Below are 17,697 nucleotides of genomic sequence, written 5' to 3' on the forward strand. Positions count from 1 at the left end.
CGGATAAGGCGAACAATCCCATGAATAAGCTGGAACTGCTGCGCACCTTTGTGCGGGTCACCGAACTGTCGAGTTTCACCGGCGCCGGCGAGAGCCTGGGCCTGCCGCGCTCCAGCGTGTCCGAGCATGTCCAGGCGCTGGAAGAGCTGCTCGGCACACGCCTGCTGCAGCGCACCACGCGCAAGGTGCAGGCGACCCAGGACGGGCGTGTGCTGTATGAGCGCAGCAAGGATCTGCTGGCCCACATGGACGAACTCGAAGGCCTGTTTCGCCAGGATGAGGCGCAACTCAGCGGGCGTATCCGCGTGGACTTGCCCAACGTGATGGCGCGGGACCTGATCCTGCCGCGCCTGCCCGAGTTCATGGACGCCCACCCATTGATCGAGCTGGAAATCAGCACCACCGACCGCCAGGTCGACCTGCTGGCCGAAGGGTTCGACTGTGTGCTGCGGGTCGGCGCACAGCCCGACCAGACGGTGGTCGCGCGGTGGTTGTGCAGCATGCCGATGATCAACTGTGTCAGTGCCGGCTACCGCCAGCGCCATGGCGTACCCGAGACCCTCGAGGACCTGGCGCACCATCAACTGGTGCATTACGTGCGCCCCTTGGGGTCACGTTCGACGGGGTTCGAATACCAGCAGGGCGATAAAGTGCACCGCGTGCCGATGGCCGGGAGGGTTACGGTCAACAGCACCGACGCGTACAAATCCGCCTGCCTGGGCGGCTTCGGCATCACTCAGGTGCCGGTCCTGGGCATCCGCGATCTACTCGCCAGTGGCGAACTGGTCGCCGTGCTGCCCGACTATCCGGCACCGGCGCTCGATGTGTCGCTGCTCTACGCCGGGCAACGGCATTTGCCGCAGCGTGTGCGGGTGTTCATGGACTGGCTGGCCGCGACGCTGCAAGCCCGACTCTAACGGCGAGCCGACAACTGCTGCGGCGCCAGGAAGGCGTCATGGAAATAATCGCGCACGGCCTGCATCGCCGGGGTAAACGCACGCTCGCGATGCCAGGCCAGCCCGACACTCATGGGCGTGACCGGGTCGGTCACGGTGAGGGTTTCGATGCGCTTGCCTTCCAGTGACCAGGGCCGATGCACCAGGTCCGACAGGATCGCCACGCCGCTGCCATTGGCGACCATGCTGCGTACTGCTTCCACCGAGCTGGTGCGCAGCCGCACCTGGGGCGTTTGCCCGGCCTGTTCCCAATAGCGCATGGCGCTGTGTTCGGCTTCATCGACGGTGAGCAGGATGTACGGTTCGCGGGCCACATCCGCCAGGCTCACGGCGCCGCGTTCGCACAACGGGTGATGGCTGGGCAGCCACAGGCGGCGTTCGGAGTTGAACAGGATTTCGGAGACGATATCCGCATGAGTCAGGTTAGCGGTGAGCACCACTGCCATGTCGAATTGGCCGTCGAGCAGGCCTTGCTCGATGGCCTGGCGCTCCTGCTCGAACACCTCGATGGTCACATCCGGGTGCCAGTGTTCCATGCGCTGCAAGTGGTGCGGCAGGAAGTAACCGAGCACCGTGTAGCTGGCGGCCAGGCGCAGCACGCCACTGGCGCGGTAGTCCGGCAATGGGCTGTTGAGGGCGTCGTCGACGCTGCGCACAATCACATAGGCACGGTTGAGAAAATGCCGGCCGGCGTCGGTCAGGTTCATGCCCTGGGCCGAACGCACGAACAACTGCACGCCGAGCATCGCCTCAAGTTCCTTGATCGCCGTGGTCACCGCCGACTGGGAAATGTTGAGGTGGATGGCGGCCTGGGAAATCTGGCCGATTTCGGCGGTGGCGACGAAATAACGCACTTGGCGCAAGGTCAATGACACGCTGCATTCCTCGTAGGGCCCGGCCTATCTGATTTTCAGAAGATGGGCTATCTGATAATAGATCTTCCCAAGGGGTCAAGACGCGGCCTACTTTTCCGCCATCACCTTTGCGGAGCGACCTCGATGCAGGCAGTGGATTTCAACTCGGACATGGGCGAAGGCTTCGGCCCCTGGACCATCGGCGATGGCGTCGACGCGCAGCTGATGGCCTATATCAGCTCGGCCAACATCGCCACCGGCTTCCACGCCGGCGACCCCGGCACCATGCGCCGCACCGTCGAGCGCGCCAAACAACTGGGAGTGGCCATCGGTGCACATCCGGGGTTTCGCGACTTGGTCGGCTTCGGGCGTCGGCATATCAACGCCCCGGCCCAGGAGCTGGTCGACGACATTCTCTACCAGCTCGGCGCCCTGCGCGAAATCGCCCGCGCCCAAGGCGTGACGCTGCAACATATCAAGCCCCACGGCGCGCTCTACATGCACTTGGCCCGCGACGAAGAAGCCGCGCGGCTGCTGGTGCAGAACCTGCAGGTCATCGAACCGACACTGCTGTTGTACTGCATGCCCAACTCGGTGATCTGGCGCGTGGCCAAGGAACTCGGGCAACCGGTGGTGCGCGAGTTCTACGCCGACCGTGAGTACGATCTGAGCGGCTCCATCGTGTTTACCCGCACAGTGCGCGCGCTGGATCCTGCCACCGTAGCGGCGCGAGTCCTACGCGCCTGTCAGACCGGGTTGGTGCGCACGGTGGAAGGCGAAGACCTGTTTATCGAATTCGATTCCATCTGCCTGCACAGCGACACCCCCGGCGCCCTGGAATTGGTGGAAGCCACCCGCGAAGCCCTCGACCAGGCAGGAATCGTGGTGGCCAATGGGCTGCCTGCGGCCAACGGGGCTTGATGTGGTGAGCGGGCGTTATGTGGCAAGCAGGATTCCTGTGGTGAGCGCGCTTGCCCCGCGTTGGGGCGCGTAGCGGCCCTAAAATCAGACGGCCGAGTTCTACCTGGAAGTACACAGGGGGCTTTACTGGGGCTGCTGCGCAGCCCAACGCGGGGCAAGCCCGCTCACCACATAAAGCCCGCTAGCCACAGGACGCCCGCTCACCACAAAAAGACCGCCCAGCACAATAAATCCACTCACCCCTATTCATTTTTTGCCTGCCTTTCTATAACGATTCCAAGAGGAACAGACATGGCTCAAACACCCCCCATCCGCTACAGCTTCGGCGGTGATGAACACCTGTTTGCCGAGGTCAGCGAGAGCATGTCGCTGGAGGCCTTTTTCACGGGCATGGCCGTGACCCGGGCCGTGGAGCGCCTGGCCCTGGAAGGTGTGCTGGATGTGTGCCTGGCCAATGCGTCGTTCCAGATTCGCTTCGACCCCGACCGCATCGCGCCACACGTGCTGCTCGACGCGGTGCAGACCGCCGAAGCCCAGGCCGTGGCCGAACGCACCCTGCACACGCGCATCATCGAAATCCCGGTGCTCTACAACGACCCCTGGACCCATGAAACGCTGATGCGTTTTCGCGACCGCCACCAGGACCCCAGCGCGACCGACCTGGAATACGCCGCGCGCATCAACGGCCTGGCCGATGTCGACGCGTTTATCGCCGCCCACAGTGGCGCGCCGTGGTTTGTGTCGATGGTCGGCTTTGTCGCGGGCCTGCCGTTCATGTTCCAGATGGTCGAGCGCGAGCGGCAGTTGCAGGTGCCCAAGTACCTGCGCCCGCGTACCGACACCCCCAAGTTGACCCTCGGCCATGGCGGCTGCTTCGGCTGCATCTACTCGGTGCGCGGGGCCGGCGGTTACCAGATGTTCGGCGTGACCCCGGCGCCGATCTACGACCCGGCGCAGCAATTGGCCTACCTCAAGGAACACATGGTGTTCTTCCGGCCCGGTGACATCGTGCAATTCAAACCCATCGACCGCGACGCCTACGACCAGGCCGTTGCCGAAGTGGACGCAGGACGTTTCGACTTGCGCATCCGTACGGTGGAATTTTCCCTCGATGCGTTTCTCGCCGACCCCATCGGCTACCCGAAAACCCTGCAGGAGGCGCTGGCATGATCAAGGTCCTCAAACCCGGCCTCGCCACCTCCGTGCAAGACCTTGGCCGCGAAGGCTATTACCACCTGGGCATTCCGCCCTCGGGGGCGTTGGACCAGTACGCCTTGAGCGCGGCCAACCACCTGGTGGGCAATCCCATTGGCGCAGCGGGCCTGGAATGCACGTTGATTGGCCCCGAGCTGGCGTTTCAACAGGACGCCCTGGTAGCCCTCAGCGGCGCGTTGATGTCACCGCGCCTGGACGGTGAAGTGGTGCACCAGGACACCGCCTTCCACGTGCGTGCCGGGCAGGTGCTGCGCTTCGAGTTTCCCAAGGCGGGCGCGCGCACTTATCTTGCGGTCGCCGGTGGCATCGACGTGCCTTTGGTGCTCGGCAGTCGTTCCACTTACACCCTCGGTGCGCTCGGTGGTTTTCACGGGCGACGCTTGCAGGCGGGGGATGAGCTGCCCATCGGTACCGCCAGCGGACAGGGGCGCGCGGGCAACAGCCTGCCGATGGCGCTGCGCCGATCGGTCGGTGGCGATGTGACGTTGCGCGTGGTGCCGGGGCTGTACTACGAGCGCTTGACGGCCGGTGCGAAGAGCAGCTTTTTTGCCGAGCCCTGGACCGTCGGCTCCGAGGCCGACCGCATCGGCTATCGCTTCAAGGGCGGCAGCGCGCTGAGCTTCCAGCCACGCGAGCAGCCGTTCGGCGCGGGCTCGGATCCGTCGAATATCGTCGACAGTTGCTACCCCATCGGTTCGATCCAGGTCCCGGCCGGGCTGGAGCCTATCGTGCTGCATCGGGATGCGGTGTCGGGCGGCGGCTACGCGATGATTGGCACGGTGATCAGCGCCGACCTGGACCTGATCGGGCAGATGCAGCCGAACCAGCGCGCGGGGTTTGTGGCGGTGACGCTGGAAGAGGCGCTGGAGGCGCGGCGGGTGTACAAAAAACGCCTGAAAATAATGGGCGGGTTATTCAGTAGCTGAAAACCCATAAAGCCACTGTAGAGCGGGCTTGCTCACGCCTGCGGTGTGTCAGTCGCCAGGTATCCTGACTGACAGACGGCTTTCGCGCGCAAGCCCGCTCCCTCACGGTTAAACGGTGCTGTTTCAGAACAATTGGGTGAACAGCCAGTAGAGGCTGCCTGACAGCAGAATCGCCGCCGGCAGCGTCAGCACCCAGGCCATCAGCAGATTGCGGATGGTCTTCATCTGCAAGCCACCGCCATTGGCCACCATGGTCCCCGCCACACCCGACGACAACACATGGGTGGTCGACACCGGCAAGCCATACATATCCGCCGCGCCGATGGTCAGCATGGCCACCATTTCGGCCGATGCGCCCTGGGCGTAAGTCAGGTGGGTCTTGCCGATCTTCTCGCCGACGGTCACCACGATGCGTTTCCAGCCGACCATGGTCCCGAGGCCCAAGGCGATGGCCACGGCGATCTTCACCCACAGCGGGATAAAGCGCGTGGAGTTGTCGATCTGATCCTTGAACAGCTTGAGCTTGCCCTGGGTGTCGGCGTCGAAATTGCCGACCTTGCCCTTGTCCATCAGGCGAATGGTTTCGCTGGTCAGGTACATGTCGTTACGCACGTTGCCTACGGCTTCGGCGGGGACTTTGGCCAGCGAGCCGTAGCCTTTGACTTCATCACCGATCTGGCCGGCGAGGGCGGCAAGCGCCGGTACCAGTTCCGGCGTGGCTTCCTTGGTGCGCACATAGGTCGACAGGATCGGCCGCGGGTCGCCCGTCAGCGCCTGCGGTGCGCTTTTCACCAGGGCCACCTGGGTCACTTCAGCCACGGCGGCGAACTGCAGCGATTGCTCGGCCGGCATGGTGCGGTTCAGCGCGTAGGCCATCGGCAGGGTGCCCACCAGGATCAGCATGATCAGACCCATGCCCTTCTGGCCATCGTTGGAACCGTGGGCAAACGACACGCCGGTGCAGGTGGCGATCAGCATGCCGCGAATCCACCACGGCGGCGGGGTGTCGCCCTTGGGCGCCTTGTACAGCGCGCGGTTTTTGACAAAGGCGCGCAGGGCCAGCAATAGCAGGGCGGCAAAGGCGAAGCCGATCAATGGCGACAGCAACAGCGCATAGCCGATCTTGAGCGCCTGGCTCCAATCCACCCCGCTGGTGCCGTCACGCCCGTGCATCAGCGCATTGGCCACGCCGACGCCGATGATCGAACCAATCAGCGTGTGCGAAGAAGACGCCGGCAACCCCAGCCACCAGGTGCCTAGGTTCCACAGGATCGCAGCGATCAGCAGGGCGAAGATCATCGCGAAACCGGCCGAGGAACCGACCTGCAAAATCAGCTCGACCGGCAGCAGGGCAATGATGCCGAACGCCACGGCACCGCTGGAAAGCAGCACCCCGAGGAAGTTGAAAAACCCCGACCACACCACCGCAAAATGCGGCGGCAGCGAGTTGGTGTAGATCACCGTCGCGACCGCGTTGGCGGTGTCGTGGAAGCCGTTGACGAACTCGAAACCCAGGGCGATCAATAGCGCCACGCCCAGCAGCAGGAACGGCGTCCAGGTGGTGACCACCGCGCCCATTTCGTGCATGTCGTGCATCAGGCTGTAGGCGGTGAACAACAGGCCCATGGCGAGCACGGCGAAGAAAATGATCACCGTCACCAGGCCGGGTTTCTTGTCCAGCCTGGGTTTGGGCTCGCTGTGCGAGGAGCGGGTGGAGGCAGTCAGGGAAGGGGTGGCCATGCCGGAGCATCCAGTGTGGGGAGGATGGCATCCATATTCATTGCAGAATGTTACAGAGATACTGCGGCAGGTCAGTGTTTAATCAATCGGCCATGCCGCCGGTCTATAACTCCCCCCTGGTAGGCGCCGGCAAGCCGGCTCCCACCGTCGAGGGCATTTCAGTAATCCTTGCGCTTGCGAAAGGCCCAGCGCCCGGCAATCAAGGTGAACGTCGCCACCAACGCCACCAGGATCCAGAAGCCTTCCGGGTCCTGGGAAAGCGGTACACCGCCCACGTTCATGCCGAAGAAGCCGGCAATGATATTGATCGGCAGTGCCAGCACCGTCACCACGGTGAGGGTGAACAGCGTGCGGTTGCTTTGCTCGTTGAGGTTGGCGGCGATTTCTTCCTGTAACAACTTGATCCGCTCACCGAGGGCCATCAGGTCATTGATGATCAGCGCAAACTCTTCGGTGGATTTGCGCAGCTCCTTCACGTCTTCCTTCTGCAGCCATTGCGGCGGGCGGTTGAGCAGACGCAGCAGCGAGCCGGGTTCCAGCGCGAGCAGGCGTTGCAGGCGCACCAGCACCCGGCGCGCCGCCCCTAGTTCCGCCCGGTTGGTGGACAGGCGCGAGGACAGCAGCTGGTCTTCGATATGGTCGACGCTGATGCTGGTCTTGCGCACGATCTGGGTCAGGACTTCGCCCTGGTCGCGCAGCAGGTGCACCAGCAGCTCCAGCGGCGAGCGAAAGGTTTCACCGGCTTTCACCGACGAGCGCAGCTTGTCCACCGAGTGCAGCGGTTGCAGGCGCGCGCTGATCAGCAAGCGGCTGCGCGCACACACCCACAGCGTGGAAATATCCGACGAAACCATGCTGCTGAAGTTGAACACCACGTCGTTGACCACCGCGAGCAAGGCCGAGTCGACATGTTCGATGCGCGTGGAGCGCGAGCCTTCATGCAGGGCCTCGAAGAATTCCTCGGGCAAATCCAGGTGCGCCTGCATCCAGCGCTCGCACGCGGCGTGGGCCAGGTTCAGGTGCAGCCAGAGGAATTCTTCGGGGTCGCCGGGTTGCTGCAAGGCCTGCAGGGCGGTGGCCGAGTCAATCTGCTCAGCCTTTTCACCAGGGCGAAAACGGAAACCGTAAAGCAAGCCGAACAGGTCGGAATCCTGATGGCTGTAGTCGAGGCTGTGGTTCATGGAGGCTCGCAGAGAAAGCGCCTGTAGGACGTTTCACAGGTTCGCGTGAGCGATCATTGCAAGGGAATTTGACAGTTTTGTGACCGTTCGCGACTTATTGCGTTGCGATGACACTTTATTGACCGCCTGTCAGCAACCGTTCAAGAAGCCTCTCTCACCAGGCATCAAGAACCGCTGCTGACAGGGACGCTTTGGCCCCTGATCAGGGGGTGGGCAGGCTGAACGTGAACACGGTGCCGTGCTCGGCGGTGGTCGACACGTTCAGCTCGCCGCCATGCGCTTCGGCGATCTGCTTGACGATATACAACCCCAGACCCAGGCCGGCCTGGGGGGTATCGGTGGTCGGACGCGAATAGGGCTGGAACAACCGGGGCAAGGCTTGCGCACTGATCTGCCCGGGGTTCTTGACGGTCAGGTTGAAATGGCCTTGCTCGATCTTTGCCGTGACCTCCACCGGTCCCTCGTGGCTGCCATGGTGAATGGCATTGGCCACCAGGTTGGAGAGCAGCTGCGCGAGGCGATCGCGGTCGCCACTCACGCCTTGCAGGTCGTCGATATCGGCCTGGATCACGCGCTGCGGGTGCACGCTCTGCACTTCCGACACCACATGCTGCAGCGCCTCCTGCAGACCCTGGCAATCGCCGATGTTCAACGGAATGCCATTGCCCAGGCGGCCACGGGCGAAGTCCAGCACGTCTTCGACCAACTGCGCGGCGCGGCGGCCGCTGGTGAGGATATGTCGCAGCAACGTGTCCGTGGCCGGATCCGGGTGCTTGCGCAGCAGCCGTTCAGCAGCGAAGTTGATCGCGAACAGCGGGTTGCGCAGATCATGGCCAAGCACGGCGATGAATTGCTCACGCAGTTCGGCGGTATCGCGTTCTTCCTGCAATTGCGCGTGGGTGAACTGCGCGGCTTCTTCAGCTTCGATTTGCAGCGACAGCACCCGGGCGAATGACTCCATGGTCGACTGGATCGTGCTGCTGCGCAGCTCTGCAGGGTTAGGGTCGAGGGCGCAGATGGTGCCGAAGAAGTGCCCGTCGGTGCGAAACACCGGCACTGAGATGTAGCTTTCGAAGTGGTACAGGCGCGGCGTGTGGTGGTCGTGGTAGAGCGGGTCTTCGCTGGCTTTGTCGATGACCACGGACACGTGGGAGCCGCGAATCTCGTGGCAAATCGTGGTCGTCAGGTCCAGTTCGCCGCCGACGCCAAGGCCGAAGTCCAACTGATCGAGCACGGCGCACGCGGTCCAGGTGTCATCGGTCACCCGCGCGACCGCTGCGAAGCGCAGGCCGGTCATGTCGCTGATGACTTTGAGCATCGCGGGGACGGCACTGATGCGGCCAATGGTGGCGATGTCGGCGGCTTTTTGCCCCATGCAGCAATCTCTATCCCAACGTGCTGAGCGTTATGCCCCGGCCAATGGGTGGGATTTTAGCGACCTTGTGCCATGTGGGTGTAATTTCATTCGCAAAATCGAGGATTTTCTTACGCCCGCTGACGCGCGGGCATAAAAAAACCGCGCCACCCGGAGGTGGCGCGGTTGCTTGAGGGGGCGACTCAAGTGTCTTGCTTGTTTTCCAGCACGGCGCCGGTCTTGGCGTCGAGCTTCACTTCAAAGCGTTTGCCGGCTGTGTCGGTCAGGTCGACTTCGTAGACCAGCACGCCGTTTTTGTGGTCCAGCTCGGTGTCGGTGATGCTGGCACCGGCGTGGGTGGCTACGGCAGCGGCGTTGAGTTTGTCGAACTGCATCACGGCGCCGGACTTGACCAGGCCTTCAATGTGATCCGGGCGAACATCGGCCTGGGCCAGGCCGGCAGTCAGGGTCAGGGCGGTGGCGGCGAACAGTGCGGTCAGGGTTTTCATGGTGTGTGTCCTTCTTCGGTGAGCTGTTTGAGTGGGATCAGGTTATCCAGCGCAACTTAATTCACGCTTAATTATTTCAAGCGGTTGCGCAGTTTGTTCAATCCGCCAAGGGCGCGGGATTTCATGCTGAGGGCTCACTTAAAGGGAGACTCGGATGAAACGGTTGGTCAGTTGGCTTTATGCGCCTGTCTTTTTTGCAGGGTTTATCGGGTGGGCACTCGCGTATGTGCAGGCCAGGCAACCGCAAGGGTTGCTGCTGGTGTTTGCAAGCGCGGTGGCGGTGTCATTTCTGGTCGAGCAATGGCTGCCCTATGAGCGGCAATGGAACCGCAGCCTGGGTGATCGTCGACGCGACACCTTGCATGCGTTGGTCAATGAAAGCCTGAATGCCGCGGGGTTGCTGATCCTGCCCGGACTGACCGCGCTGTTGGCGTTCGAAGGCCTCTGGCCACGAGGCTGGCCGTTGTGGGAGCAATTGTTGCTGGCCATTGTCGTGGCCGACGCCGGGATTACCTTGATGCATTACGCCAGCCACCGTGTTGCGCCGTTGTGGCGCCTGCATGCGGTGCATCACAGCGTGCAGCGGCTCTATGGCTTCAATGGCTTAATGAAGCACCCCTTGCACCAGATGCTCGAAGCGACGGCAGGCCTGCTGCCGCTGATCCTTTTGGGCATACCGCTGGACGTGGCGCAGTTGCTGGCATTGGCCATCGCCGTTCAATTGCTACTGCAGCACTCGAATGTGGCCATGCGCCTGGGGCCGTTGCGCTGGGTGTTCGCCTGGGCGCCGGTGCATCGGTTTCACCACATGAAATACGGGCGTGCGGGGGATGTGAATTTCGGGCTGTTTTTCAATCTGTGGGACTGGCTGCTGGGCACTGCGTTTGATCGCCCGCGCTATCGCATGGGGCCGGGGGACCTGGGGATTGGCAGCCGGCCGGATTTTCCGCGGGACTATGTGGCGCAGTTGCGTGACCCGTTCGCGACGGTGAAGTCGGGCAAGGAGCCGCCGTTGCCGCAGGATTTACGTTAGGAACTGCACCTCGAGCTGGCGCAGGGACGCCCCGGCGGTGACGCCAAACAATTGCTTCATGGTCCGCGAGAAATGCGCCGAATCGGCAAAGCCCGCGCCGTGGGCGGCCTCGGTCAGCGTGCCGCCCGCGAGGGCCAGTTGCAGGGCCACACGCAACCGTCGCCACAGCACCAGGCGGCGCACCGGCACACCGAGCTGATCACTGAACAGGCGCTCCAGTTGGCTGAGTGAAAGGTGCGCCGCCTCGGCCAGGGCCAGGGCCGACACTTTGCCGCCCAGATGTTGATCGAGGCTGGCGAGTGCGCGCTCGATGCGTGGATCGTCGAGGCGCCGCCGGGGCAACTGGTGCAGCGTCTCGATAAACCCTGCGCCGCCCAGCAGCAGGGCCTGCAACGGCTCGGCAGCAAAGACGATGGGTTCGGCATACAGCACCTGCACCTCACCCTCGGTCTGGAGGATGGCGTGGAGGTGTCGCGAAGGAATGAACAGGCGATCGGCCGTGATCACGCGGCCTTCAAGGCTGACCGTGATGGGCCGGCCTGGGGAGAACATCAATTGATGGGCGTAGTGCGCATGGGGCGCGGTGCGCCCCAGCTCGCCGTGGATCAGGCCGTAATCACGGCCCAACCACAGGCGACCCGACCATTCGGGTTTCACTCAGTACTTATAGTCGTTCAGCAGGTCCTGCACGCTGGACGACGGCCAGCGCTTGTAGAACTTCAGCAGTTCGGCGGCACGGTTGGTGAAGATGCCGTCGACACCGGCCTTCATCACCTTGTCGAAATCCACCGGCTCATCGACGGTATAGACGTGCACCAGCAGGCCTTTGTCGTGGGTCAGTTGGTTCATTTCCGGCTTCACCAGGTCGGTGTAGCTCTGGTCGCCATGGGCGGTCAGCTCGGCCGAAGGGCCGGTGCCGATGGCGCCGAGGCTCTTGGCTTCGTCGACCCATTTTTCGAACTCGGCGGCGTCTTTCGGCTCTTGCTTGGCGTAGTAGGCGGCCTTGGTGGTTTCGCCGGACTCAGCGAAGGTCTGTGTCGATTTCGGCTCGATGCTGCCAGGGCCGACCCACAGCAGCAGGATCTTCGGCGTGTTCGGCATTTCTTTCTGCAGTTCTTTCAGGCTGGCCGTCTCGAAGGTTTGCAGGACCACGCGCCCCTTGCCCTGGCCGACACCGGTGTTGCTCTTGCCCAGCTTGGAGCCGGCGGAGCTCAGCCAGCCTTTATCCAGCAACTTGTTTTTCAGGTCGGCTTCGATGCCCGGGAATTGCTTGGGCTCCTTGGTCTCGATGTACAGGCCGGGTTTGTGCTGCGGATTGCCTTCGGCGATCTTGATGATGTCGTCCAGGCTCTGGATTTTCAGGCCGACGAAGCCCGGACGTGCGCGGTCGGGGTAGGCTGCGTTGAACCAGCTGCCGGCGTCGAGGGTTTGCAGTTCTTTCCAGGTGAATTCGTTGGCCGGGGCGTCCTTGCGCTCGGGGAACTTGGTGGCCACGTCGGTGGTGCGCTGCAGGTTGTTGTCGTGGAGGGCGAACAGTACGCCGTCCTTGCTGCGCTGCAGGTCCATCTCCAGGTAGTCGGCACCCAGGTCGCGGGCGACCTTGTAGGCGGCGGCGGTGGATTCCGGGGCATCGTAGGACGCGCCACGGTGAGCGATCACGGCAGGGTAGGGAATGCCTTCGTTTGTCGCCAATTCAGCCGGGCTGATCGGGTCGGCAGCCTGTGCCTGGCCGAGGCCAAGCGCCAGGGCGAGCAGCAGGGCGCTCTTGGAAAACGTGACAGGCATATGCGAAGTCCTTTCGTGGAGGTAGCTTTGAGAAGGCCTCCTTTTTAACAATTGATTGCGAAAGGCGCTATCACCAAACCGACATTAACGTGCGTACCCGCCAATTTTCTCGGTTTTTTTGCCGTGCATTGCAGTACTCTTGCCCGAAGCTGCTCCGTTAGAGGGCAGTACTTTCTGCCACGCGTGTAAACCATCTTTCCAGTCCCTGTGGGACTTTTCAGTGAGGTTTACCATGCGCATCACTTCCGAGCTTATCTGCCAGGCCGCCGACCAACTCCGTGGTTTTGTCGGCCTCAACCGCAAGACCGGCCAGTACATCGTGCGTTTCAGCGAAGACTCCTTCGGCATGGACGTGGCTGATGACGGCATCATTCCCACCGCCGAATTCGTCTGGCTGCCCGCCGCCGAGCAGACCATGACCCTGTCGCGCGAACGAATCCAACTGCTGCTCGACCAGAACATCGACGACCGCATCAACATCACCGAGCCATTGCGGGCGTACATGCGCCGGGTGGAGATTCCGCAGATCAGTGCGTTGCGTAGCCTGGTGAGCTAGGTCGGCAGGTTTTCAGTCTTATGAAGAGCAACATGTGGAAGCTGTGCCTGGCACAGGATCAAGGCCTACTACTGATAAATGTGGGAGCTGGCTTGCCTGCGAAGGCGGTGGGTCAGTTGGCTTAGCTTTTACTGATACACCGCCTTCGCGGGCAAGCCCGCACACACATTGGAGCTGTGTTGGGCTCGGGATTCAGGGCTGTCACAAACAAGATTGGGAGCTGTGTCGGGCACAGGATTCAGGCCTGGCACCAGTAAGATTGGGAGCTGTGTCGGGCTCGGGATTCAGGCCTGGCACCAATAAGATTGGGAGCTGTGCCTGGCACAGGATCAAGGCCTACCACATGATAAATGTGGGAGCTGGCTTGCCTGCGAAGGCGGTGGGTCAGTTGGCTTAGCTTTTACTGATACACCGCTTTCGCGAGCAAGCCCGCTCCCACATTGGAGCTGTGTTGGGCTCGGGATTCAGGGCTGGCATAAATAAGATTGGGAGCTGTGTTGGGCACAGGATTCAGGCCAGGCACAAATAAGGTTGGGAGCTGTGTCGGGCTCGGGATTCAGGCCAGGCACAAATAAGATTGGGAGCTGTGCCTGGCACAGGATCAAGGCCTACCACTGATAAATGTGGGAGCTGGCTTGCCTGCGAAGGCGGTGGGTCAGCCACTGCATGAATTGGCTGAAAAAATGCCATCGCAGGCAAGCCAGCCCCCACCGTCACACCGCTCCAAAGGCGTAGGCGCGCTCCACCTTGCACACCCGCGCCTGAAACGCCGAGTACCAGGTGGAGCGCCCTTGCTCACGTACCGCGCGATGTTCTGCCTGCTGCTTCCACGCCAGGATCGCCGCCTCGCTGCTCCAGTACGAGACGGTAATCCCCAGGCCATTTTCACGCGCCGATTCCACGCCGAGAAACCCCGGCTGTTCGCGTGCCAGTTCCAGCATGCGGTTGGCGGCCTCGCCGTAGCCGTGATCACCTTCGGTGCGCAGTGAGCTGAAAATCACTGCGTAATACGGCGGGGGCGGTGTGGTCGCGATCATGCCACTGTCTCCTGGCATGCCTTGAGCAGGGCGATCGCCAACGGTGGCGTGATCCCCCTGAGGGCGGCGCGTTCTGGCTGAAACAACGTAGCGACAAAGAACGGATGGTCGAGCAACTCCACGGCGCGCAGGTCGCCCGCCGAGTCGTGCCCGCTGGGAATCAACTCGCGTTCCAGCAACGCCTGGGCAAATTCGGGGTTCATGCCGTAGCGGCAGCGATAGCCTTCCTCGATGTCGAGGGTGCCATAAGCGTCGGCGATGCGCGTGTAGGGGGTCAAACGCACGGTGTCAGCGGCCTCTACCAGCGAGCAGCTCAGCGGTGTGATCACCGCGCGTTGGGCCTGTGGCGCCAGTTCACCATGTTCCGCGTCGGCCCAGCCCAGTGCGTTGCGGGCATATTCCAGCACCGCATGTTGAAAGCCGCCGCAGGTGCCGAGGAAAGGTCGCCGTTGTTCGCGGGCAAACCGGATGGCGCGCAGGGCACCGTCAGTGTCGCGGTAAGGGCTGGCAGGCACGCACCAGAAACCATCGAAACCGTGCAATGGGGTGGCGGGCGTGAGCGTGTCGGTGTCGATCCATTGCAGGTGAACCTTCAGCCCAAGGCTGTCGGCGGCCAGCTGCAACGCAACGGGAATGGCCTGGTGCGCGGGGACATCGGGGTTGTGGTCGCCGATCAGGGCGAGGTGCAGAGCAGTAGCTTTCATCGTGTGCGTCCCATGGCTTGTGGTGTCCTGGTGCGCACTATAGATTGGCGTTCACGCAATCAATATTGGCGTTTATCCACATGCTCATTGCAGCCACGCACTATCAAATTGACTACGCCGACTTGTCATTGATCCTCGCCCTGGTGCGCGGCGGCAGTCTGGCCCGGGCGGCGGCGTTGTTGCGGGTGGATGTGTCCACGGTATTTCGCGCGGTGCGCCGGCTGGAGGCCGCGTTAGGCCAGACGCTGTTTGAAAAGAGCCGCGCCGGTTACTTGCCCACCAGCTTGGCGAGCAACCTTGCGCAACAGGCCGAGCGCGCCGAGCAAGCGCTGGAGGCAGCGCGGGTTGGCGTGGAGCAGGGCGGTGAAGTGATCAGTGGCACGGTGCGCCTCACCTGCACTGACTCGGTGCTGCAAGGCCTGTTGCTGCCGGCGCTGGCGCAGTTCATGCCGCAGTTCCCGGCGCTGACCCTGGAGCTGAGTACCTCGAATGACTTTGCCAACCTCAGTCGCCGCGATGCCGACATCGCCCTGCGCCTGACCAGGACGCCACCTGAGCATCTGGTTGGTCGATGCCTGGGCTCCGTGGCTTATCAGGTGTGTGCCAGTGCAGCCTACGCGCGCCAGCATCAAGGTCGGGCGCTGGCCGATCTGGCATGGATCGCGCCGGATGATTTCCTGCCCGACCATCCCACCGTGGTCTGGCGTCGCGAACATTTGCCGGGTGTACGCCCCAGTTATCGCTGCAACAGCATGTTGTCGGTCACCGAGCTGGTACGCGCGGGGCTGGGTGTGGCGGCGTTGCCGGATTTCCTTCTTGATGATGCCCTGCATCCGCTGGGCCCGGCATTGGCAGGGCACGACACGGCGCTATGGCTGCTGACGCGTCCCGATTGCCGCGCCTTGCGCTCAGTGGTGACGCTGTTTGATGAGTTGGGCCGACACGTGCAGGTCAAGCCGTCCCACACTGCATAGGCGCGGTTACTTGGGTTTTCGCACAAACTGCTCATGCATTTCGCACGTCAGTGTTTCGATTCGCTCAGTCAGCTGTTTGGTCATTTCTGTCAGCCGGGTGTTCTGCTCCAGCAGTTCCAGCAACTGCTTGGTGGTCTGCGCGGCCTGGGCCTGGCGTTCGGTATTGGCCACGGCCAGCGCTTCACGGTGCTGCGCATCGGCGTCCGACTGGGCTTTGTCGCGGGCGGCCTGGCGTGTCTGGGCCAGCAGGATCAACGGCGCGGCGTAGGCAGACTGCAAGCTGAAGGCCAGGTTGAGCAGGATGAACGGGTACACGTCGAAGTGGGTGATGCCGGTGATGTTCAGCACCACCCACAGGATCACGATCGCGGTTTGCGCGCCGAGAAAGGTCGGCGTACCGAAGAAGCGCGCAAACGCCTCGGCCTTGAGCGCGAAGGTGTCGTTGCCGAAGGTCGGCGCCAGGTGGGCGTGGACACGATGGAAACGCAGGTGGTCGACGGGGGCGGTTGCAGGCTTGTCTGGGGTCATGGCGGGCTCGAATCTTCTGCTTGGAGACAATCAAGCACTATAGACCGAGCCCTCGGCCGCACACATGAAGATCGGGTCAGCCGTTGCCACGCTCATTGGCAAACGCACTGACAGCCTGCACCGCCTCGCTGGTGCCTTCACGAATCTGCAGGATCACCGTGCCGGCCTGATTGGCCAATTCCACGCCCTGGGCGGCGCGGTCGCGGGTGGCGTCCATGCTGTCGATGGCCTGGCGGGTTTCTGCCTGAATCATCGCGATCATGCTGGATATTTCCGTGGTCGAGCCGCTGGTGCGCGCCGCCAGCTGGCGCACTTCATCGGCCACCACGGCAAACCCCCGGCCCTGTTCACCGGCGCGCGCGGCTTCGATGGCGGCGTTGAGGGCGAGCAGGTTGGTCTGGTCGGCGATGCCACGGATGGTGTTGACGATGGTGGTGATCTGCTGCGAGCGCTCACCGAGCTTGGCGATCAGTTGCGACGAATCGTCGATATCTGCAGAAATATCACGCATGCCAGAGGCAGTTTTCTGAATCACTTCAGCGCCTTTTTCTGCCATGTCCTGGGTATGCAGGGACAGGTGATAGGCCTGGGCCGCACTCTGTGCATCGGCAGCATGTTGCTGCACGCGTGCGGTGACATCCGAAGCGAACTTCACCACTTTGCACAGGCGCCCGCTGGCGTCGTACACCGGGTTGTAGTTGGCTTCAAGCCAGACGGGCTGGCCATTTCTATCCACGCGCTCGAACTGGCCGCTGAACATTTCACCCTGGTTCAGGCGTCGCCAGAAATCACTGTATTGCGAGCTGGCGGCGGTCTGGGGTGTGCAAAACAGGCGGTGATGCTTGCCCTGGATCTGCGCCAGGCTGTAGCCCATGCGCTGCAGGAAATTGGCATTGGCGGTGAGGATGGTGCCGTCGAGGTTGAACTCGATCACGGCCATCGCCCGGCCGATGGCGTCCAGCTTGGCATTGGCTTCACTTTCAGCCTGCAGGCGCGGGGTGACGTCCATGGCGTACTTGACCACGCGAACCACTTGGCCGGCGTCATCGCGCACGGGGTTGTAGCTGGCCTCCAGCCACACCGACTGACCGTTGCCGGCTACCCGTTCGAAGGTGCCGGACTGGAATTGACCACTGCGCAGGTTCGACCACCACTGGCCATACTCGGCGCTGCGGGCGAAGCCGGGGGTGCAGAACATGCGGTGGGGCTGGCCCGCGACCTGCTCGGCGCGGTAGCCCATGGTCTTGAGGAAATTGTCATTGGCACGCAGCACGTTGCCGTGCAGGTCGAATTCGATCACGGCCATGGAGCGCTCGATGGCGTCCAGCAGGCTGGCTTGGTGGGTGACGGTGTGCTGCAGGGCACTGATGGTTTTCTTGTGGGCGTTGAATAGCATGTTCGGGGGCTCGGGCAAGCAAGCTGCA

Annotated in this window: 18 protein-coding genes and 1 pseudogene; 7 read left to right on the top strand and 12 right to left on the bottom strand. The window is 62.7% G+C overall.

The features are described from left to right. Positions 1 to 20 precede the first annotated feature (20 nt). The gene (locus tag BBG20_RS27550; protein WP_065909129.1) at positions 21 to 917 is read left to right on the top strand and encodes a LysR family transcriptional regulator; all 897 of its coding nucleotides are present in this window, start codon (positions 21 to 23) and stop codon (positions 915 to 917) included. Here BBG20_RS27550 and BBG20_RS27555 read toward each other — a convergent pair. After that, positions 914 to 1,831, bottom strand: coding sequence for a LysR family transcriptional regulator (locus BBG20_RS27555; protein WP_065909132.1), 918 nt, complete (start codon positions 1,829 to 1,831; stop codon positions 914 to 916). The two genes, BBG20_RS27550 and BBG20_RS27555, sit on opposite strands and share 4 nt — an antisense overlap. A 123-nt stretch (positions 1,832 to 1,954) precedes the next feature. Between BBG20_RS27555 and BBG20_RS27560 the strand changes: the two genes are divergently transcribed. The 3 genes from BBG20_RS27560 to BBG20_RS27570 all read left to right on the top strand — a co-directional run bounded on the left by BBG20_RS27560 (position 1,955) and on the right by BBG20_RS27570 (position 4,872). After that, on the top strand, positions 1,955 to 2,731 hold the full coding sequence (locus BBG20_RS27560; RefSeq protein WP_065909134.1) for a 5-oxoprolinase subunit PxpA: 777 nt from the start codon (positions 1,955 to 1,957) through the stop codon (positions 2,729 to 2,731). Between the two features lie 291 nt (positions 2,732 to 3,022). Then, on the top strand, positions 3,023 to 3,901 hold the full coding sequence (locus BBG20_RS27565; protein ID WP_065909136.1) for a 5-oxoprolinase subunit B family protein: 879 nt from the start codon (positions 3,023 to 3,025) through the stop codon (positions 3,899 to 3,901). Continuing rightward, positions 3,898 to 4,872 (top strand): 5-oxoprolinase subunit C family protein, encoded by a 975-nt coding sequence (locus BBG20_RS27570; RefSeq protein ID WP_065909138.1) that lies wholly within the window; start codon positions 3,898 to 3,900, stop codon positions 4,870 to 4,872. The genes BBG20_RS27565 and BBG20_RS27570 overlap by 4 nt, the downstream gene beginning before the upstream one ends. 123 nt (positions 4,873 to 4,995) lie before the next feature. Here BBG20_RS27570 and BBG20_RS27575 read toward each other — a convergent pair whose 3' ends face one another. From BBG20_RS27575 to BBG20_RS27590, 4 genes are all read right to left on the bottom strand, one after another. After that, positions 4,996 to 6,612 (bottom strand): inorganic phosphate transporter, encoded by a 1,617-nt coding sequence (locus BBG20_RS27575; protein WP_065909140.1) that lies wholly within the window; start codon positions 6,610 to 6,612, stop codon positions 4,996 to 4,998. A gap of 158 nt (positions 6,613 to 6,770) precedes the next feature. Beyond that, positions 6,771 to 7,793, bottom strand: a complete 1,023-nt coding sequence (locus BBG20_RS27580; RefSeq protein WP_065909143.1) for a transporter — start codon at positions 7,791 to 7,793, stop codon at positions 6,771 to 6,773. A gap of 202 nt (positions 7,794 to 7,995) precedes the next feature. Continuing rightward, a complete protein-coding gene (locus tag BBG20_RS27585) occupies positions 7,996 to 9,168 on the bottom strand; it encodes a GAF domain-containing sensor histidine kinase (RefSeq protein WP_065909145.1) in 1,173 nt (390 codons plus the stop codon). Positions 9,169 to 9,350: 182 nt separating this feature from the next. Next, complete coding sequence (locus BBG20_RS27590; protein ID WP_065909147.1) at positions 9,351 to 9,656, bottom strand: PepSY domain-containing protein; 306 nt, start codon at positions 9,654 to 9,656, stop codon at positions 9,351 to 9,353. A 154-nt stretch (positions 9,657 to 9,810) separates the two neighbouring features. Here BBG20_RS27590 and BBG20_RS27595 point away from each other — a divergent pair, with 154 nt between their 5' ends. Continuing rightward, complete coding sequence (locus BBG20_RS27595) at positions 9,811 to 10,689, top strand: sterol desaturase family protein (RefSeq protein WP_065909149.1); 879 nt, start codon at positions 9,811 to 9,813, stop codon at positions 10,687 to 10,689. On the opposite strand, the gene BBG20_RS27600 is transcribed toward BBG20_RS27595, so the two are convergent. Next, entirely contained in the window at positions 10,681 to 11,346 is a 666-nt protein-coding gene (locus tag BBG20_RS27600) for a helix-turn-helix domain-containing protein (protein ID WP_065909150.1), read from the bottom strand. The two genes, BBG20_RS27595 and BBG20_RS27600, sit on opposite strands and share 9 nt — an antisense overlap. Beyond that, on the bottom strand, positions 11,347 to 12,474 hold the full coding sequence (locus tag BBG20_RS27605) for a glycerophosphodiester phosphodiesterase family protein (RefSeq protein WP_065909153.1): 1,128 nt from the start codon (positions 12,472 to 12,474) through the stop codon (positions 11,347 to 11,349). Between the two features lie 232 nt (positions 12,475 to 12,706). On the opposite strand from BBG20_RS27605, the gene BBG20_RS27610 reads away from it, so the two are divergent. Then, positions 12,707 to 13,030, top strand: a complete 324-nt coding sequence (locus tag BBG20_RS27610) for a DUF2025 family protein (protein WP_065909156.1) — start codon at positions 12,707 to 12,709, stop codon at positions 13,028 to 13,030. Between the two features lie 713 nt (positions 13,031 to 13,743). Here BBG20_RS27610 and BBG20_RS27615 read toward each other — a convergent pair. After that, complete coding sequence (locus tag BBG20_RS27615) at positions 13,744 to 14,067, bottom strand: antibiotic biosynthesis monooxygenase family protein (protein ID WP_065909158.1); 324 nt, start codon at positions 14,065 to 14,067, stop codon at positions 13,744 to 13,746. Then, the gene (locus BBG20_RS27620) at positions 14,064 to 14,771 is read right to left on the bottom strand and encodes a CTP synthase C-terminal region-related (seleno)protein (RefSeq protein ID WP_065909160.1); all 708 of its coding nucleotides are present in this window, start codon (positions 14,769 to 14,771) and stop codon (positions 14,064 to 14,066) included. The genes BBG20_RS27615 and BBG20_RS27620 overlap by 4 nt, the downstream gene beginning before the upstream one ends. Positions 14,772 to 14,851: 80 nt before the next feature. On the opposite strand from BBG20_RS27620, the gene BBG20_RS27625 reads away from it, so the two are divergent. Then, positions 14,852 to 15,745 (top strand): LysR family transcriptional regulator, encoded by an 894-nt coding sequence (locus tag BBG20_RS27625; RefSeq protein ID WP_065909161.1) that lies wholly within the window; start codon positions 14,852 to 14,854, stop codon positions 15,743 to 15,745. Positions 15,746 to 15,751: 6 nt separating this feature from the next. On the opposite strand, the gene BBG20_RS27630 is transcribed toward BBG20_RS27625, so the two are convergent. From BBG20_RS27630 to BBG20_RS33625, 3 genes and pseudogenes are all read right to left on the bottom strand, one after another. After that, positions 15,752 to 16,273 (bottom strand): DUF1003 domain-containing protein, encoded by a 522-nt coding sequence (locus tag BBG20_RS27630; RefSeq protein WP_065909162.1) that lies wholly within the window; start codon positions 16,271 to 16,273, stop codon positions 15,752 to 15,754. 76 nt (positions 16,274 to 16,349) lie between these two features. Then, on the bottom strand, positions 16,350 to 16,829 hold the full coding sequence (locus BBG20_RS33620; protein WP_404940357.1) for a methyl-accepting chemotaxis protein: 480 nt from the start codon (positions 16,827 to 16,829) through the stop codon (positions 16,350 to 16,352). A 69-nt stretch (positions 16,830 to 16,898) separates the two neighbouring features. Then, a pseudogene (locus tag BBG20_RS33625) lies at positions 16,899 to 17,669 on the bottom strand (PAS domain-containing protein); the annotation flags it as partial. Between the last annotated feature and the right edge of the window lie 28 nt (positions 17,670 to 17,697).

The sequence above is a fragment of the Pseudomonas aylmerensis genome (genome assembly GCF_001702265.1).
Classification (GTDB): Bacteria; Pseudomonadota; Gammaproteobacteria; order Pseudomonadales; family Pseudomonadaceae; genus Aquipseudomonas; species Aquipseudomonas aylmerensis.

Bases quoted from the DNA above. Each gene is read 5' to 3' on its own strand.
- BBG20_RS27620 (WP_065909160.1), bottom strand. From the start codon at position 14,771: ATGAAAGCTACTGCTCTGCACCTCGCCCTGATCGGCGACCACAACCCC.
- BBG20_RS27570 (WP_065909138.1), top strand. From the start codon at position 3,898: ATGATCAAGGTCCTCAAACCCGGCCTCGCCACCTCCGTGCAAGACCTT.
- BBG20_RS27630 (WP_065909162.1), bottom strand. From the start codon at position 16,273: ATGACCCCAGACAAGCCTGCAACCGCCCCCGTCGACCACCTGCGTTTC.
- BBG20_RS27575 (WP_065909140.1), bottom strand. From the start codon at position 6,612: ATGGCCACCCCTTCCCTGACTGCCTCCACCCGCTCCTCGCACAGCGAG.
- BBG20_RS33620 (WP_404940357.1), bottom strand. From the start codon at position 16,829: ATGGCAGAAAAAGGCGCTGAAGTGATTCAGAAAACTGCCTCTGGCATG.
- BBG20_RS27585 (WP_065909145.1), bottom strand. From the start codon at position 9,168: ATGGGGCAAAAAGCCGCCGACATCGCCACCATTGGCCGCATCAGTGCC.
- BBG20_RS27615 (WP_065909158.1), bottom strand. From the start codon at position 14,067: ATGATCGCGACCACACCGCCCCCGCCGTATTACGCAGTGATTTTCAGC.
- BBG20_RS27625 (WP_065909161.1), top strand. From the start codon at position 14,852: ATGCTCATTGCAGCCACGCACTATCAAATTGACTACGCCGACTTGTCA.
- BBG20_RS27595 (WP_065909149.1), top strand. From the start codon at position 9,811: ATGAAACGGTTGGTCAGTTGGCTTTATGCGCCTGTCTTTTTTGCAGGG.
- BBG20_RS27610 (WP_065909156.1), top strand. From the start codon at position 12,707: ATGCGCATCACTTCCGAGCTTATCTGCCAGGCCGCCGACCAACTCCGT.
- BBG20_RS27580 (WP_065909143.1), bottom strand. From the start codon at position 7,793: ATGAACCACAGCCTCGACTACAGCCATCAGGATTCCGACCTGTTCGGC.
- BBG20_RS27590 (WP_065909147.1), bottom strand. From the start codon at position 9,656: ATGAAAACCCTGACCGCACTGTTCGCCGCCACCGCCCTGACCCTGACT.
- BBG20_RS27565 (WP_065909136.1), top strand. From the start codon at position 3,023: ATGGCTCAAACACCCCCCATCCGCTACAGCTTCGGCGGTGATGAACAC.
- BBG20_RS27550 (WP_065909129.1), top strand. From the start codon at position 21: ATGAATAAGCTGGAACTGCTGCGCACCTTTGTGCGGGTCACCGAACTG.
- BBG20_RS27560 (WP_065909134.1), top strand. From the start codon at position 1,955: ATGCAGGCAGTGGATTTCAACTCGGACATGGGCGAAGGCTTCGGCCCC.
- BBG20_RS27605 (WP_065909153.1), bottom strand. From the start codon at position 12,474: ATGCCTGTCACGTTTTCCAAGAGCGCCCTGCTGCTCGCCCTGGCGCTT.